The sequence below is a fragment of the Curtobacterium sp. C1 genome (assembly GCF_021049325.1).
GTDB lineage: Bacteria > Actinomycetota > Actinomycetes > Actinomycetales > Microbacteriaceae > Curtobacterium > Curtobacterium citreum.
Window position 1 is genome coordinate 1,328,443 of the sequence record NZ_CP088076.1, and the last position, 15,687, is coordinate 1,344,129.

13 protein-coding genes are annotated in these 15,687 nt (G+C 71.4%); 9 read left to right on the plus strand and 4 right to left on the minus strand.

Annotated elements, in window-relative coordinates:
* Window positions 1-75 precede the first annotated feature (75 nt).
* Entirely contained in the window at window positions 76-1,920 is a 1,845-nt protein-coding gene (locus LQK89_RS06500; RefSeq protein WP_231050534.1) for an AMP-dependent synthetase/ligase, read from the minus strand.
* Between the two features lie 150 nt (window positions 1,921-2,070).
* Here LQK89_RS06500 and LQK89_RS06505 point away from each other — a divergent pair, with 150 nt between their 5' ends.
* From LQK89_RS06505 to LQK89_RS06515, 3 genes are all read left to right on the plus strand, one after another.
* Window positions 2,071-3,024, plus strand: a complete 954-nt coding sequence (locus tag LQK89_RS06505) for an ROK family glucokinase (protein ID WP_058742408.1) — start codon at window positions 2,071-2,073, stop codon at window positions 3,022-3,024.
* 30 nt (window positions 3,025-3,054) lie between these two features.
* On the plus strand, window positions 3,055-3,780 hold the full coding sequence (locus LQK89_RS06510) for a lysophospholipid acyltransferase family protein (protein ID WP_058742399.1): 726 nt from the start codon (window positions 3,055-3,057) through the stop codon (window positions 3,778-3,780).
* Between the two features lie 116 nt (window positions 3,781-3,896).
* The gene (locus LQK89_RS06515; RefSeq protein ID WP_114850887.1) at window positions 3,897-5,240 is read left to right on the plus strand and encodes a class II 3-deoxy-7-phosphoheptulonate synthase; all 1,344 of its coding nucleotides are present in this window, start codon (window positions 3,897-3,899) and stop codon (window positions 5,238-5,240) included.
* Window positions 5,241-5,500: 260 nt separating this feature from the next.
* On the opposite strand, the gene pknB is transcribed toward LQK89_RS06515, so the two are convergent.
* Together pknB and LQK89_RS06525 are read right to left on the minus strand one after the other, a co-directional pair.
* Complete coding sequence (pknB, locus tag LQK89_RS06520; protein WP_231050535.1) at window positions 5,501-7,516, minus strand: Stk1 family PASTA domain-containing Ser/Thr kinase; 2,016 nt, start codon at window positions 7,514-7,516, stop codon at window positions 5,501-5,503.
* A 109-nt stretch (window positions 7,517-7,625) separates the two neighbouring features.
* Window positions 7,626-8,903 (minus strand): LysM peptidoglycan-binding domain-containing protein, encoded by a 1,278-nt coding sequence (locus LQK89_RS06525; RefSeq protein ID WP_231050536.1) that lies wholly within the window; start codon window positions 8,901-8,903, stop codon window positions 7,626-7,628.
* 174 nt (window positions 8,904-9,077) lie between these two features.
* On the opposite strand from LQK89_RS06525, the gene LQK89_RS06530 reads away from it, so the two are divergent.
* The gene (locus LQK89_RS06530; RefSeq protein ID WP_058742395.1) at window positions 9,078-9,443 is read left to right on the plus strand and encodes an Rv2175c family DNA-binding protein; all 366 of its coding nucleotides are present in this window, start codon (window positions 9,078-9,080) and stop codon (window positions 9,441-9,443) included.
* A gap of 73 nt (window positions 9,444-9,516) precedes the next feature.
* Here LQK89_RS06530 and LQK89_RS06535 read toward each other — a convergent pair whose 3' ends face one another.
* Window positions 9,517-10,614 (minus strand): polyprenyl synthetase family protein, encoded by a 1,098-nt coding sequence (locus LQK89_RS06535; RefSeq protein WP_310796266.1) that lies wholly within the window; start codon window positions 10,612-10,614, stop codon window positions 9,517-9,519.
* 129 nt (window positions 10,615-10,743) lie between these two features.
* Here LQK89_RS06535 and LQK89_RS06540 point away from each other — a divergent pair, with 129 nt between their 5' ends.
* From LQK89_RS06540 to LQK89_RS06560, 5 genes are all read left to right on the plus strand, one after another.
* Window positions 10,744-11,139: a DUF3040 domain-containing protein gene (locus LQK89_RS06540; protein ID WP_231050537.1), complete on the plus strand. Its 396-nt coding sequence runs from the start codon at window positions 10,744-10,746 to the stop codon at window positions 11,137-11,139.
* Between the two features lie 530 nt (window positions 11,140-11,669).
* Entirely contained in the window at window positions 11,670-12,101 is a 432-nt protein-coding gene (gene mraZ, locus LQK89_RS06545; RefSeq protein ID WP_058729729.1) for a division/cell wall cluster transcriptional repressor MraZ, read from the plus strand.
* Window positions 12,102-12,208: 107 nt separating this feature from the next.
* Window positions 12,209-13,165: a 16S rRNA (cytosine(1402)-N(4))-methyltransferase RsmH gene (rsmH, locus tag LQK89_RS06550; RefSeq protein WP_231050754.1), complete on the plus strand. Its 957-nt coding sequence runs from the start codon at window positions 12,209-12,211 to the stop codon at window positions 13,163-13,165.
* Window position 13,166: 1 nt separating this feature from the next.
* Window positions 13,167-13,862 carry a hypothetical protein gene (locus LQK89_RS06555; protein WP_058742391.1) on the plus strand — a complete coding sequence of 232 codons (696 nt, stop codon included), beginning with the start codon at window positions 13,167-13,169 and terminating at the stop codon, window positions 13,860-13,862.
* Window positions 13,863-13,911: 49 nt separating this feature from the next.
* Window positions 13,912-15,681 carry a peptidoglycan D,D-transpeptidase FtsI family protein gene (locus LQK89_RS06560; protein WP_175326255.1) on the plus strand — a complete coding sequence of 590 codons (1,770 nt, stop codon included), beginning with the start codon at window positions 13,912-13,914 and terminating at the stop codon, window positions 15,679-15,681.
* The last annotated feature ends 6 nt before the right edge of the window (window positions 15,682-15,687 follow it).

A 15,687-nucleotide genomic window follows, 5' to 3' on the forward strand; every position in this document is an offset into this window, starting at 1 on the left:
GCAACGCACTGGAGGCCCGGTGCCGGTCCCACGGACCGGCACCGGGCCTCCAGTCTGCCGTCAGCCCGACCGCCGTCAGCCGCGTCGACGACGCGACGCCACGACGGGCGTGGCGGTGGTCTGCACCTTCGAGCCGGAGTAGATGTGCTCGACGTCCGCTGCGAAGTCGCGCATCACGATCGCCCGCTTGATGGTGAGCTTCGGGGTGAGGTGCCCGGACGCCTCGGTGAGCTCGGTGTCGAGGATCGTGAACGACCGGACCGACTCCGCCCGCGAGACCCGCTGGTTCGCGGTGTCGATCGCCTCCTGCACCGCCTGGTGCACGCGCTCGTCGTAGGCGGCCTCGCGCGGTGAGAGACCGGGGACGATGCCGCGCGCCTCGCACCACCCGGGCAGCATGTCGCGGTCCAGGGTCACGAGGGCGGCGACGAAGGGCTTGCCCTCGCCGACGACCACGACCTGCCCGACGAGCGGGTGCTCGCGGATGCCGTCCTCGAGCGGTGCCGGGGCGACGTTCTTGCCGCTCGCCGTGACGATGAGCTCCTTCGCGCGGCCGGTGACGGTGAGGACGCCGTCCCCGTCGAGGCGGCCGAGGTCGCCGGTGCGGAACCAGCCGTCCTCGAACGCCTTCGCGGTGGCCTCCTCGTTCTTCCAGTACCGGTCGAACACGTCGACGCCGCGGATGAGGATCTCGCCGTCGTCGGCGGTCCGGACCTCCACGCCGGGCAGGGCCCGCCCGACCGTGCCGATCCGGAGCTCGGCGGCCCGGTTCACGGTCGCGGGGGCGGTGGTCTCGGTGAGGCCGTAGCCCTCGAGGATGAGCACCCCGATCGAGCGGAAGAAGTGCGACAGGCGCGGGGACAGCGGCGCCGAACCGCTGATGGCGTACTGCACCCGGCCGCCGATCGCGGCGCGGAGCTTGGCGTAGACGAGCTTGTCGAACAGGGCGAAGCGGAGCTTCAGGCCGAGCGGGACCCGGCCGGCGGCGAGGGCCTCGGAGTGCGCGACGGCGACACCGGCGGCGGCGCGGAAGACCTTGCCCTTCCCGCCCAGGTCGGCCTTCTGCTCGGCGGAGTTGTAGATCTTCTCGAAGACGCGCGGCACCGCGAGCAGGAACGTCGGCTTGAAGGTCGACACGGCCTGCATGAGGTCGCGCGTGTCCGGCTCGTGCCCGACGAGCACGCCGGTCGACACCGACATCGCCGCGATGAAGCGGGCGAAGACGTGGGCCATCGGGATGAAGAGGAGCGTCGAGGACCCCTCGGCGACCACCTCGGGCATGGCCTCGGTCGCGCCCTCGACGGTCGCGGTGAAGTTGTCGTGACGCAGGACGCAGCCCTTGGGTCGACCGGTCGTGCCCGACGTGTAGATGATCGTCGCGTCGTCGTGCCCGTGCACGTCGGCGGTGCGGGCGTCGAGCTCGGCGTCGGTGACGGTCTCGCCGAGCCGGGTCAGGTCGTCGAGCCCGGCGCCGTCGATCGTCCAGTGCTGCCCGAGGTGCGGCAGGTCGGGGGCGATCGAGGCCACGCGGCGCGCGTGCTCCTCTTGTTCGACGACGATCGCGACGGTCTCCGAGTCGGACAGGATCCAGCGGACCTGGTCGGGGGAGCTCGTCTCGTAGACGGGCACGGACACGAGCCCGGCGGTCCACACGGCGAAGTCGACCAGCGTCCACTCCAACCGGGTGCGGGACAGGATCGCGATGTGTGCTCCGGGCTCCAGGCCGGCGGCGACGAAGCCCTTCGCGATGCCGCGGACGCGGGCGAGCACGTCCGCCGCGGTGATGGTCGTCCACGTGTCGCCGTGGCGTTCGGCGAGGATCGGCCGGTCCGGGGTGCGTCGGGCACGCTCCGAGAGCAGTCGGGCCGCGGAGCCGTGGTCGGGCGCGGAGGTGGGTGCGGGCTGCCGCTGATCGTTCACGGTTGACTCCCTTGTCGGCCGATTCGATACGAGGACGCCTCAGCGACGAGGCGACACCGCCAGCATATGGGCAGCAGCCGGGGGTTCCGTGTGCATCCGGGCGTCGCGGACGTTCTCCGTGGCCACCGGGAGACGGTAGGGTCGATGCTCGTGCATGCCATCGGAATCGACATCGGGGGCACCAAGATCGCGGGAGCGGTCGTGACGGAACTCGGCGAGATCGTCGCCGAGGACCGCGTGGCCACCAACGCGGCGGACCCGGACGCCATGCTCGACGACGTCGTGACCATGGTGTCGCGACTCCGGGCGGCCCACGAGGTCGGCGCGGTGGGCGTCGCGGCCCCGGGCTTCATCGACGCCTCGCAGTCGATCGTCTACTACACGCCGAACATCCGGTGGCGGAACGAACCCCTGCGGCAGAAGCTCCAGGAGCGGCTCGGCGACCTGCACATCACGGTCGACAACGACGCGAACGCCGCCGGCTGGGCGGAGTTCCGCTTCGGTGCTGGTCGGCTCGTGTCGGACATGACCATGCTGACCATCGGCACCGGGGTCGGCGGCGCGATCGTCACCGAGGACCGCCTGTTCCGCGGCGGCTTCGGTACCGGCGGCGAGATCGGGCACCTGCGCATCGTCCCGAACGGGCTGCCGTGCGGCTGCGGTGCCCGCGGCTGCATCGAGCAGTACGGCTCGGGTCGTGCCCTGCAGCGCATGGCGAACGACGTCGCGGACGCCGGCGGCATCGGTTCCGCCCTGGCCGACGCCCGCGAGCAGAACGGCGGCCAGCTCGACGGCAGGATCGTCGGCGACCTGATCCTGGCGGACGACCCGGGCGCCCTCGCGGCCCTCCGCCGACTCGGCCGTCACCTCGGCGAGGCCTGCGCGTCGCTCTCCGCCGTGCTCGACCCGCAGCTCTTCGTGTTCGGCGGCGGTGTCGCCAGCGCGGGGGACCGGCTGCTCGAGCCGATCAAGCAGGCGTACCTGAGCAACCTGCCGGCGCGCGGCTACCACCCGGAGCCCGACTTCGTCATCGCCGAGCTCGTGAACGACGCCGGCGTCGTCGGTGCCGCGGACCTCGCCCGGATCCACGCCCGCACGGCGTAGGGTCGCCTCGGCGAACGACTGGAGTCGACGATGACCTACTGGCTGCTGAAGAACTTCCTGCTCGGCCCGCTCATCCTCACCCTGTTCCGACCGTGGGTCATCGGGCGCGAGCACGTCCCCGCGAAGGGGCCGGTGATCTTCGCCTCGAACCACATCTCGTTCATCGACTCGGTGATCCTGCCGGCCGTGCTGGACCGCCGGATGTCGTTCCTCGCGAAGAGCGACTACTTCACCGGCCGGGGGCTCAAGGGCTGGGCGACGAAGACGTTCTTCAACGCCATCGGCCAGCTCCCCATCGACCGCTCCGGCGGCAAGGCATCAGAGGCGTCGCTCCGCACCGGACTCCAGGTCCTCGCCCGCGGGGAGCAGCTCGGCATCTACCCCGAGGGCACGCGCAGTCCCGACGGCAAGCTGTACCGCGGTCGCACCGGCATCGCCCGGATGATCCTCGAGGGGCGCGTCACCGTCGTGCCGGTCGCGATGATCGGCACGCGCGAGGTGCAGCAGATCGGCCAGAAGTTCCCGAAGTTCAAGCGCGTCGGCGTCGTGTTCGGCAAGCCGCTCGACTTCTCGCGCTTCGAGGGGTTCGAGACCGACCGCTTCATCCTCCGGAGCGTCACGGACGAGGTCATGCACGAGCTCGCCGGGCTGAGCCGGCAGGAGTACGTCGACGTCTACGCGACGAGCGTCAAGGAGCGCGCGAGCAGCGCCCGCGAGCAGGTCATGAAGGACCGGGCAGCAGCACCCGGACGGTAGGATCTGAGGACTCCGGCGCCCGCCGGTGCGCCTGCGCCGCAGGCGGTACGCCCCAGAACCCCCGAGGTACCACCGTGCTCGAGTCCACCGACTTCGTCGCCCTGCAGGATCCGGACGTGATCGAGGGCCTCGACCACTGGCGGACGCTCCCGATCAAGCAGCAGCCGACCTGGCCGGACACCGCCGCGGCCGAGGCCGCCTCGGCCGAGATCGCCACGCTGCCCCCGCTCGTGTTCGCCGGCGAGGTCGACAAGCTCCGCGACCGGCTCGCTGCAGCCGCCTCGGGCCGCGCGTTCCTGCTCCAGGGCGGTGACTGCGCCGAGACCTTCGCCGGCGCGACCGCCGACTCCATCCGCGACCGCGTCAAGACGATCCTGCAGATGGCTGTCGTCCTGACCTACGGCGCCTCGATGCCGATCATCAAGATGGGTCGCATGGCGGGGCAGTTCGCCAAGCCGCGCTCGAGCGACTTCGAGACGCGCGGCGACGTCACGCTGCCGGCCTACCGCGGCGACATCGTCAACGGGTACGACTTCACGCCGGAGAGCCGCCAGGCCGACCCGCGGCGCCTCGTGCAGGGGTACCACACGGCCGCCTCCACGCTGAACCTCGTGCGCGCCTTCACGCAGGGCGGGTTCGCGGACCTCCGCCAGGTGCACTCGTGGAACAAGGGCTTCGCGTCGAACCCGGCGAACGCCCGGTACGAGCACATGGCGCAGGAGATCGACCGCGCGGTCCGCTTCATGGACGCCTGCGGTGCCGACTTCGAGGCGCTCAAGCACACCGAGTTCTACGCCTCGCACGAGGGCCTGCTCATGGACTACGAGCGCCCGATGACCCGGATCGACTCCCGCTCCGGGCAGGCGTACGACACCTCCGGCCACTTCATCTGGATCGGGGAGCGCACGCGCGACATCGACGGTGCGCACGTCGACTTCCTGTCGCGGGTGCGGAACCCGATCGGCGTGAAGCTCGGCCCGACGACCTCGGTCGACGACATGCGAGCCCTGGTCGACAAGCTGGACCCGGAGCGCGAGCCCGGCCGGCTCACGTTCATCACCCGCATGGGCGCCGGCAAGATCCGCGACGAGCTCCCGAAGCTCCTCGAGGCGATCAAGGGCATGGACGCGAAGCCGCTCTGGGTCACCGACCCGATGCACGGCAACGGCCTGACCACGCCGACGGGCTACAAGACCCGCCGCTTCGACGACGTCGTGGACGAGGTCCTCGGCTTCTTCGAGGCGCACCGGCAGGTCGGCACGTACCCCGGCGGCATGCACGTCGAGCTCACCGGTGACGACGTCACGGAGTGCCTCGGCGGGTCGGAGCAGATCGACGAGGCGACCCTGGCCACCCGGTACGAGTCGCTGTGCGACCCGCGTCTGAACCACATGCAGTCGCTCGAGCTCGCGTTCCTCGTCGCCGAGGAGCTCAGCGCGCACCCGTACCAGCGGGCGTAGCCACGAGAGGCCCGCGGGACGGGCTGACGGACGGGAGGCGCGGTGCCAGCTGGCACCGCGCCTCCCGTCCGTCGCCTGGTCGCCGTGCGACGGCCCGCGACGTTCCTACCCATCGCGAGTGTGATGGGAGGACGATCCGCGCGTCGGAGGGCGGAAGGAACGACGTTCTACGCGCGGATCGGTCTCCGACGCGCGGAACGCCCTTCGACGCGCGGAACGGTCTCCGACGCGCGGAACGGCCTGCGGCGGGCGGAACGGGGTCAGTCGTCGTAGGCGAGGGTGATCGTGTCGCCGCGGTGCACCGTCGACTTGGCCGGCGGGTCCGTCGAGGTCACGGGCAGCACCGATTTCCAGTCCGAGATGCGGCACAGGATGTTCGTGCAGTCCGGCACCTTCACCTGGAGCCCGAGGGCCTCGAGCGTGCTCGTGGCGTCGCGCACCGTCTTGCCCGCGACGTCCGGCAGCGCGATCGGCGCCGGACCCTTCGACACGACGAGGTCGACCGCCGAGCCCTGCTTCGCAGGGTCGTCCTGCACCGACTGCGAGATGACCTGGCCGCTCGGGACGTCGTCCGAGAACTGCGCGGACTGCGCGCCCACGGTCAGCCCGACGGCGTCGAGGGCGGCGGTGGCGTCGGCGACGGACTTGCCGGCGACGTCCGGCACCGGTCCGAGCGACACCGTGAGGGTCACCGGGCCGCGTTCGCCGTACTGCTGCACCTGCGCGAGGTCGACGGTCGCACCGTCGGTGCCGACGCCGGTCGCCGCGATGACGGTGTCCTTCGGCGCGTCGGCCGAGAACTGGTACTGGTCGTCCTGCAGCTGGAAGTCGTCGTCGAGCGCGGCCGTCACGGTCGACACCGGCTGGCCGACGATGGCCGGCAGGGTGATCAGCCGCGGGCCGTCCGACACGACGATCTGGACGGCCGTGCCCTTCCGGACCTCGCGGTCGGCGGCGGGCTTCGTCGTGGAGACCTGACCCTTCGCGACGACGGCGTCGAAGCGGGTCGCCGTCGCGCGCGCGGTCTGGAGCCCCTGGGCCTCGAGCAGCTGCCGGGCCTGGGAGACGGACTTGCCCGTGACCTCGGGGATCCGGACGTTGCCCCACGGACCGGGTCCGAACGCCCAGCCGACGACCCCGGCGGCCAGGACGAGCACGAGCACGATCGCCAGGGCGATCCAGCCGCGCTTCCGGCGCCGTGCCGACAGGTCCGCCAGGCGCTGCCCGGCGGGGGAGAGGACGCCCGGCTGGGATCCGGTGCGTCGCGGGCCCGGTGCGCCCCGGCGGACCGGGGAGCGCGTGTCCGCCGGCGTCCGGTCGAGCACGGTCGTCGGGTCGTCGGTGTCCGGTGCCGAGTTCGGCGAGGCTCCACCGGCCGGGAGGATCGCGGTCGCGTTCTCGGGGCGCAGGACAGCCGTGCGGTACTGCCCGGTGGCACGCTGCTGGTTGCCCGACATGTGGTCGAGCAGCTCGCGCGCGTCGCGGGGCCGGTCCTCGGGGTCGCGGGCCGTGGCCCAGGCGACGAGGTCGTCGAGCTCCGGCGGGACCCCCGGAACGGCGGCGCTCGGCGCGGGCACGGTGTCGTTCGCGTGCTGGTACGCGATCTGCATCGGCTGGTCGCCCTTGTACGGCTGCTCGCCGGTGAGCATCTCGTAGAGCATGATGCCGAGCGCGTAGATGTCGCTCCGGGAGTCCGCCGCGCCGCGCGTGACGAGCTCGGGGGACAGGTACGCGATCGTCCCGAGCAGGGCGGCACCGGTCGCGGTGTTCGCGGTCGTTGCACGGGCGAGCCCGAAGTCGCCGAGCTTGATCCGGCCGTCGTCGGCGAGCAGGACGTTCTCGGGCTTGAGGTCTCGGTGCACGATCCCGGCGCGGTGGGCCGAGGCCAGGCCGGCGAGCACGGCGCGGAGGATGTCCGTCGCCTGCTCCGGGGTCAGCGCGTGGTGTTCCTGCAGCAGGTCCCGCAGCGTGATGCCCGGGATGTACTCCATCACGATGTACGCCGTGTCGTCCTCCGCGCCCTGGTCGTACACGCCGACCAGGTTCGGGTGCGACAGCCGGGCGGCGCTCCGGGCCTCCTGGATGAAGCGCTCCCGGAAGGCCTGGTCGTCGGCCAGGTGCCCGTGCATGATCTTGATCGCGACCCGGCGCTCGAGCCGGACGTCGGTCGCGAGGTACACGGTCGCCATGCCCCCGCGCGCGATGCGGGAGCGCACGCGGTACCGCTGGTCGATCATGCGACCGATCATCGGGTCCGTGGCGGCGTTCGTGGTCATCGGCGGCATTCTACGAAGCGGCGCTGGCCGGTCCCGCACTGACGCACCGGTCGTGACCCAATCTCGATCTCGAGGATGAGTCGGCTCGGTCGCCCGGACAGGCCGGGCGTCAGAACGAGGCGAGCAGCGCCGAGGCGGTCTGCTCCCACTTGGCGTACTCGCCCGGGTACGCGGACACCTGCACGGCCTGCGCGGCGTCGGTCAGCTGCATCGACGACCACCCGGGGACGGACAGCAGTCCGCGCGTCTTGCCGGGGTTGCCGCGGAAGAAGAGCTTCGTCGCGGCGGACGGGTCCTGCAGCGTCGCCTTGTCGCCCCAGCCCTGGCTCGGCCGCTGCTGGAACAGCCCCACCGAGTCGCGGTCGCCGTGCGACAGGTTCCGGAGGCTCGACTCCTGCAGCGCGGCGGCGAGGGCGATGACGATGCCGCGGTCCGGCACGCCCATGGTGCGGCCGACGGAGACGATCGTGGCCGCGTTGGCGCGCTGCTCGGCGGAGAGCGAGACGCCGTTGACGCTCGTCGGCCGTGACGAGGTCGTCGTCGCGACGGCACCGGAGCCGGGGATCACGAGCGTCTTGCCCGCGTAGATGGTGCTCGTGTAGCTGAGGCCGTTCGCCGCCAGCAGCGCCTTGACGGACACGCCGTGCTTGACGGCGATCGCCGCGATGGTGTCCCCGGCGACGATCTTCACGCTGTTCGAGCGGGCCGACGCGGTCGAGGTCGTCGCGGCGGGCTTCGCGGCCGGGGCGGGAGCGGGCGCCGGGGTCCCGGCACGGGGGACCGTGAGCGTCTGCCCGGGGTAGATCACCGAGCGCTGCGACAGGTTGTTCGCGCCGAGGAGCGCCGAGGTCGACACGCCGACGCGGGCCGCGATGCCCGACACGGTGTCGCCCTGCTTGACGTGGTAGCTCCCGGTCGCGGTGCTCGACGACGACGCGGCGGCGACCGGGGCGGACGCCGGCTGGGAGGTCAGGTGCAGGGTCTGCCCCGGGTGGATGATCGTGTTCCAGCCCAGGCCGTTCCGCACCAGGACCTCCTGCGCGGAGAGGCCGTAGCGGGCGGCGATGCCCGAGACGGTGTCGCCCTGCTGGACGGTGTAGTTCGTGGGCGCAGCGGTCGTCGGGGTGCGCTGCACGGCGGCCACCGTGGTCACCGTGGTCTCCGCCGGACGGGCGACGGCCGTGCCGAACACCGGGCGGTCGCCGACGTTGCGGTCCTGGTCGACGTGCCGCTTCTTCGCGGCGTCGTCGTCGTGCCGGGGCTCGGCGTGCGCGATCGGGCCCGTCAGGCCGGCGGTCACGGCGATCGTCCCCGCGAGCACGATGGGCATGGTGGCGAACCGGGCCGATCGTGCGCGGCGGGCGCCTTCGTCTGCAGCGTTGTCCACGGGACTCTCCTGATCTCGGGGCCTGATCTCGGGGCCGTGCGCGCGTGTGCGAGCACTCACAGGTGACTCAACGCTGGCATGGGCTGATTCCCAAGTCAACCAGAGAGTCGGATGTGGTGTGTGTGACTCGTGTGACCAACGGGACGCGCCGAGGGGGCCGGACACTCTGGCAACATGGGGCGCGTGAGCGCTGCACCCACCGACGACACGACCCTCTCCGAGCGCTGGCTGACGGTGCCCGACCTCGTGGAACGCTTCGGCGTGACCCCGGGTCGCATCCACCGGCTCTTCGAGCAGAAGACCCTGCTGCCGGCACGGGTCGGCGGCGTGCTCCGCGTCCCGAGCGAGTTCCTCGACGGTGACGAGCCCCTGCCCGAACTCCGCGGCACCCTCATCGTCCTCGGTGACAACGGGTTCTCCGACGACGAGGCCGTGCGCTGGATGCTCAGCGAGGAACCCGCACTCGGCACCTCGCCGATCGCGGCGCTGCGCGCCGGCCGCAAGGCCGAGGTGCGCCGCGTGGCCCAGTCACTGCTCTAGACCCCACCACTGCTCGGACGGGAGGATCGTGGCGGCGCCGCCACGATCCTCCCGTCCGTCTCGTCGTCCCCGTCTACGCGACGCGGCGGCTCACGGTGTCGGCCAGCGCGACCAGCTGGTCGCGCGCCGACGGTGTGAGCGGCGCGGCATCGAGCGCGGCCTTCGCGCGCTGCACGTGCCGTTCGATCGAGCGCTCCACCGCCGCGACAGCACCGGACTCGGTGAGGGTGGCGCGGAGCATCTGCACCTGGGCCTCGTCGAGGTCCGGGTCGCCGAGGAGCTCGTCGAGCAGCTGGCGCGGACCGGCCCCCAGGGTCTTCCGCGCCGAGGCGATGAGGACGGTGCGCTTGCCCTCGCGGAGGTCGTCGCCGGCCGGCTTCCCGGTGACCTCGGGGTCGCCGAACACCCCGAGCAGGTCGTCGCGCAGCTGGTAGGCCACGCCGAGCGGCAGGCCGAAGGACCGCAGGCCCTCGAGCTGCGCCTCGGTGGCACCGGCCACGAGGGCGCCGATCACGAGCGGCGCCTCGATCGAGTACTTCGCCGACTTGAAGACGATGACGCGCTGCGCCCGCACGAGGTGCTCGGACTCGTCGATCGTCGGCCAGGCGGTCTCCTCGTGCACGTCGAGGTACTGCCCTGCGGTGACGTCGAGCCGCATGGTGTGGAACTCCTGGCGCACGATGCGGGCGCGTGCCGGGTCGAGCAGTGCGAGGCCCTCGTCGAAGACCGAGTCGCTGAGCGACAGCAGCAGGTCGCCGAGGAGCAGTGCGGAGTTCGTGCCGTACAAGGCGCGGTCGCCGGCCCACCCGGACTCCGCGTGCTGGGACTCGAAGCGGCGGTGCGCGGCGGGACGCCCGCGACGGGTGTCCGAGCGGTCCATGATGTCGTCGTGCACGAGGGCGGCCGCGTGGAAGACCTCGAGCGCGGCGGCGACCGTGACGACGGCCTCGGCCGTGGTCTGCCGGGAGCCCTCGGCCAGGGGGTCGAAGGAGCCGGACCGCCCCGCCACGGACTGCCATCCCCAGTAGCAGAACAGCGCCCGGAAGCGCTTGCCGCCGGACAGCAGGTCGCGGGCGTACCGGTCGAACTGCTCGAGGTCGGGACTGATGGCGAGGAGCCGCTCCCGCTGCTCGTCGAGCGCCCGGTCGATCCGCGCCGAAACGAGGTCCACTAATCGCGTACTCTCAGCCACGGTCCCTACCCTAGTGGAGCGGTCGAGACATAGAATCGGTCCACTTCTGGCGACGACGACACCCGATGCCGCCAGGCAACAGCATCCCCAGGAACAGAGGGAAACGAGATGCCACTCTCGGAGCAAGAGCAGCGACTCCTCGAGGAGATGGAGCGCAGCCTCTACCAGAACGACTCCGACTTCGTGGCGCGGGTCACGCGCCGCCAGGGTCGTCCGAGTTACACGTCCATCACGCTGGGCGTCCTCGCTGCGCTGGTCGGCGTCGCGATCGTCGTCCTCGCACTCGTCTTCAAGCAGCCGTGGCTCGGTCTGCCCGGGTTCGTCGTCATGCTCGCCGGCGTCCTGTGGGCGCTGCGGCCGGGCATGCGGATGCCGAAGTCCGGGGCGAAGGCGCCTCGGTCCGGTGGATCCGCGAAGCCCGCGCGACCGTCCTCGTCCGGTGGCTCGTTCATGGATCGTATGAACGAGCGCTGGGACAAGCGCAACGACCCCGGGCAGCAGTAGCAGCCCCTCCACACGCCTCCACCACGACGGGGCCGGTCCTTCGGGACCGGCCCCGTCGTCGTGCGTGGGGGAGCGTGGTTTCCTGGCGCGCCTGGTGCCGATCCGCGCGTCGGAGGTCGATCCGCGCACGGGAAGCCGAACCGCGCATCGGATGCCGTTCCTCCCGGCATCCCACGCGCGGATCGGCATCCCAGGTCACCTGCGATGGGAAGGATCGCGCGCCAGGTGGGGGGGGGGGGGGAGGGCGGACGGGAGGATCGTGGCGGCACCGCCACGATCCTCCCGTCCGGCGCGCCCTTGGGCCGCCATCACCCTCCGAAAGTCCTCCACTTTCCTCCACGGCGTCGAGCCGCGCCCTGATCGCCGTCGTTCCGGGGGAGTGAGCCGCGCGCCAGCTTGCCGACCCTGCCCTGGACGCCCCCATTCCGGGGGATCCGGGGAATTCACGGGGCCGCTTCCGGTTTGCGGGGAGCGAAGTGGAGTAAAGTGGGGAACACGACGGTCCGGTGGAGCGGAGGGGAGGCCCCGACGTGCTGCTCGGTACCCATGCCCCGAAGCTCGACGAGAAGGGTCGCGTGATCCTCCCCGCCAAGTTCCGGGACGAGCTGTCCGGCGGGCTCGTGATGACCCGTGGGCAGGAGCGCTGCGTCGTGGTCTTCAGCGCGGACACGTTCGAGCAGCTGCATGAGCGGATCCGCACGGCGCCGATGACCTCGAAGCGCACCCGGGACTACATGCGCCTGTTCCTCTCCGGAGCGAGCGCGGAGACCCCGGACAAGCAGAACCGCGTGACGATCCCGCAGAACCTCCGCGAGTACGCGGGGCTCGAGCGGGACCTCACGGTCATCGGCAGCGGTGACCGTGCCGAGATCTGGTCGACCCCCGCGTGGGAGGCCTACTACGCCGAGGTCGAAGAGGGCTTCGCCGACAACGACGAGGAGGTGATCCCGGGGATCTTCTGATCCGCGGATCGGGACTCCCAGCCGTGGTGCCCTGACACACCTTCCCCGGTGTCAGGTCGCATGGATGGGGATCCGGGTGCGTGGCCCAGGAGTCCGAGGGGCTGCACATGGCCGACGACCAGCCGAAGTTCCCGCACACGCCGGTGATGCTCGACCGCATCGTCGAGCTCTTCGTGCCCGCCCTCGACGGCCCGGGCAAGGTCGTCGTCGACGCCACCCTCGGCATGGGCGGCCACTCCGAGGGCCTGCTCGAGCGCTTCCCGGACCTGACGCTCATCGGGCTGGACCGGGACACCGACGCGCTCGGCATCGCGGGGGAGCGGCTCGCCCGCTTCGGCGACCGCGTCCGCCTGGTGCACACGGTCTACGACGGGATCGCCGACGCGATCGCGGGCGAGGGCTTCGACGCGGTGGACGGCGTGCTGTTCGACCTCGGCGTGTCCTCGCTGCAGCTCGACCGGGCAGAGCGCGGCTTCGCGTACAGCCAGGACGCGCCACTCGACATGCGCATGGACCGGACCGAGGGGCAGACCGCCGCCGACGTCCTGGCCACGTACGACGAGGGCGAGCTGCGCCGGATCTTCCAGCGCTACGGCGAGGAGAAACTCGCCGGGCGCTACGCCCGGGCGATCGTCGCGCGGCGGGCCGAGCGTCCGTTCGAGATGTCCGGCGACCTCGTCCAGGTCCTGCACGACGCGACCCCCGTCGCCGTGCAGCGGCAGGGGCACCCGGCCAAGCGGGTCTTCCAGGCGCTCCGGATCGAGGTCAACGCCGAACTGGCTGTCCTCGAGCGGGCGATCCCGGCGGCGCTCGACGCCGTCGCGGTCGGCGGTCGGATCGTCGTCGAGTCCTACCAGTCCCTCGAGGACCGGCTCGTCAAGCGGGCCCTCGTCGAGCGCACCACCTCGAGCGCCCCCGCCGGCCTGCCGGTCGAGCTGCCCGAGCACGCCCCCACCTTCTCCCTCGTCGTCAAGGGCGCGGAACTGGCCGACGAGGCCGAACGCGCCGCCAACCCCCGAGCCATCCCCGTGCGCCTGCGCGCGGCCCAGCGGATCCGGAAGTGACATGAGCACGAACCTCGCACTCGTCGACCCTGCCGTCGCCCCGCCCCGTGCGCCCCGCGGCTCCCGTCACGAGCGTCCCGAGCTCGTCGAGGTCGCCCCGACCAAGGCGCAGCGACGGGCCCGCCCCCGCATCGCCTACGCGGTGGTGGCGGTCGCGGCGCTCGGCGTGCTGCTGCTCGCGCAGCTCGGCATCAGCATGGTCCTGAGCCAGGGCGCGTACACGCTCAGCTCACTCGGGGCCGAGCAGACCGCGCTCTCCCGGACGCAGCAGTCGCTGTCCGAGGAGCTCCGGGTGCTCGACTCCCCGCAGAACCTCGCCAGGAACGCGCAGTCCCTCGGGATGATCGCGAACTCGACGCCGGTGTACCTCGACCCGAAGACCGGGCAGGTGTTCGGCACGCCGACGCCCGCCGCCCCGGACGAGGCGACGGCGAGCAGCGACAACCAGGTCCCGAACGCCCTGCTCGACCAGGTGCCGCTCGCCGCGAAGTCCGGCGACACGGCCGCCAGCAAGGAGACGGGCGGCGCAGCCGACGCATCGGCGACGAGCGCACCCTCGACGGACGCGTCCTCGACGAGCGCACCGTCGAGCGGCGACGCTGGGAAGACCACAGGGTCCAGCGCGTCGGCCGGGGCATCCTCCACCCCCGACGTAGAGTCCGACCCGAACCAGCTCCAGGCCCCCGCCACCCGGTGACCTGCGGGTCGGGACACCCTGCCGCACCATCCGGGAAGGACCGCACCGCGTGACGAAGACGATCCGCAACCGCCGACTGCGCTACGGCATCGTGATGATGGCGGTGATCGCCCTCGTGGCGGTCTTCGTGATCCGTCTCGTGGACATCCAGGTCGTGCAGGCCGCCGAGCTCAACGAGCAGTCGAAGGCCAAGCGCAGCATCCCGGTCACGATCTACGGCACCCGCGGTGACATCGTCGACCGCAACGGCGTCGAGCTCGCGGACAGTGTGAACCGCTACAACATCACGACGGCCCCGCGCCTGGTCGCACCCTTCAAGGGCAAGCTCGGCGGCACCCGTGTGAAGGACGTGTCGGTCGACGACGCCCTCCAGGCGATCGCGAAGGCGTCCGGCGGAGACGTCGCCACGATGCAGAAGAACATCGCGGCGAACCCGAAGTCGGACTTCGCGTACCTGGTCAAGGGCCTCGACGTGAAGCACTACGAGGCCGTCCGCGACCTCGAGGTGCCGTGGCTCTACCCGGAGCAGCAGTCCGCGCGCATCTACCCGACCGGTGCGACCGCCGGTGCCCTGACCGGCTTCATGGGGACCGACGGCGCCCAGGCCGGCCTCGAGTACTCCTACAACCAGTGCCTCGCGGGCACGAACGGCTCGGAGACGTACGAGCGCGGCGAGGACGGCGTCCAGCTCCCCGGCAGCACGGTGACGAAGCAGCAGGCCAAGGACGGCGGCACGCTGCAGACCACGATCGACAGCGACCTGCAGTACATGGCGCAGCAGACGATCGCGTCCGCGGCGAAGGAGCTGCAGGCCGAGTCGGCGACCGCCACGGTGACGAACGCGAAGACCGGCGAGCTCCTCGCGGTCGCGGACTACCCGACGGTGGACCCGAACGACGTCGACGCGACGAAGGACACCGGTGCCTACGGCTCCCGCGCGCTGACCGCGACGTACGAGCCGGGCTCGACCATCAAGGCGGCGATCGCCGCCGCGCTCATCAACGAGGGCAAGTCGAGCCCGACCGACCGCGCCGTCGTGCCGTACTCCCGCTCGTTCCCGTGGGGCGGACGGATCCAGGACTCGGAGTTCCACCCCACCGAGAACCTGACGCTGACCGGCATCCTGCAGAACTCGTCGAACGTCGGCATCACCGAGCTCGGTGAACGCCTGACGCAGCAGCAGCGCTACGAGTACATGAAGAAGTTCGGCCTGTTCGAGCCCGAGTCGGCGATCGAGTACCCGGGCCAGCCGTCCATGCAGTACGGCGCCACGCCGGACTGGAGCAGCCAGACGAACATCAACTCGATGTTCGGCCAGGGCATCTCCACGACCGCGATCCAGGTCGCGAGCGTCTTCCAGACCCTGGCGAACAACGGCGTCCGGATCCCGCTGCACATGGTCAAGGGCTGCCAGACGGCCGACGGCAAGACGATCGACGCGCCCGACGTGCAGGGGACGCAGGTCGTCTCGCCGGCCGCCGCGCAGCAGACCGTGAAGATGCTCCAGAGCGTCGTCACGGGCGGCACGCTCGTCGGCATGAAGCCGATCTCCGGCTACAACGTGGCCGCGAAGACCGGTACCGCCGAGGTCGCCGAGGGCTCGAAGGGCTACGGCGGGCAGCGCATCACCTCGGTGGCCGGAATGGCACCCGCCGAGGACCCCCAGTATGTTGTCACGGTGACGTTCACGAAGCCGCAGACCAACAAGTGGTCCAGCGGAGCGGCTCCGGCGTTCCGCACACTCATGTCCCAGGTGCTCGAGAAGTACCGAGTAGCCCCCTCCACGTCCGAGGCGCAGCTGTACCCGTCCACGTGGTGAGGAAGA

Excerpts from the sequence above, each read along its gene's own strand:
- LQK89_RS06510 (WP_058742399.1), top strand. The coding sequence starts at position 3,055 with ATGACCTACTGGCTGCTGAAGAACTTCCTGCTCGGCCCGCTCATCCTC.
- pknB (WP_231050535.1), bottom strand. The coding sequence starts at position 7,516 with ATGACCACGAACGCCGCCACGGACCCGATGATCGGTCGCATGATCGAC.
- LQK89_RS06530 (WP_058742395.1), top strand. The coding sequence starts at position 9,078 with ATGGGGCGCGTGAGCGCTGCACCCACCGACGACACGACCCTCTCCGAG.
- LQK89_RS06540 (WP_231050537.1), top strand. The coding sequence starts at position 10,744 with ATGCCACTCTCGGAGCAAGAGCAGCGACTCCTCGAGGAGATGGAGCGC.
- rsmH (WP_231050754.1), top strand. The coding sequence starts at position 12,209 with ATGGCCGACGACCAGCCGAAGTTCCCGCACACGCCGGTGATGCTCGAC.
- LQK89_RS06555 (WP_058742391.1), top strand. The coding sequence starts at position 13,167 with ATGAGCACGAACCTCGCACTCGTCGACCCTGCCGTCGCCCCGCCCCGT.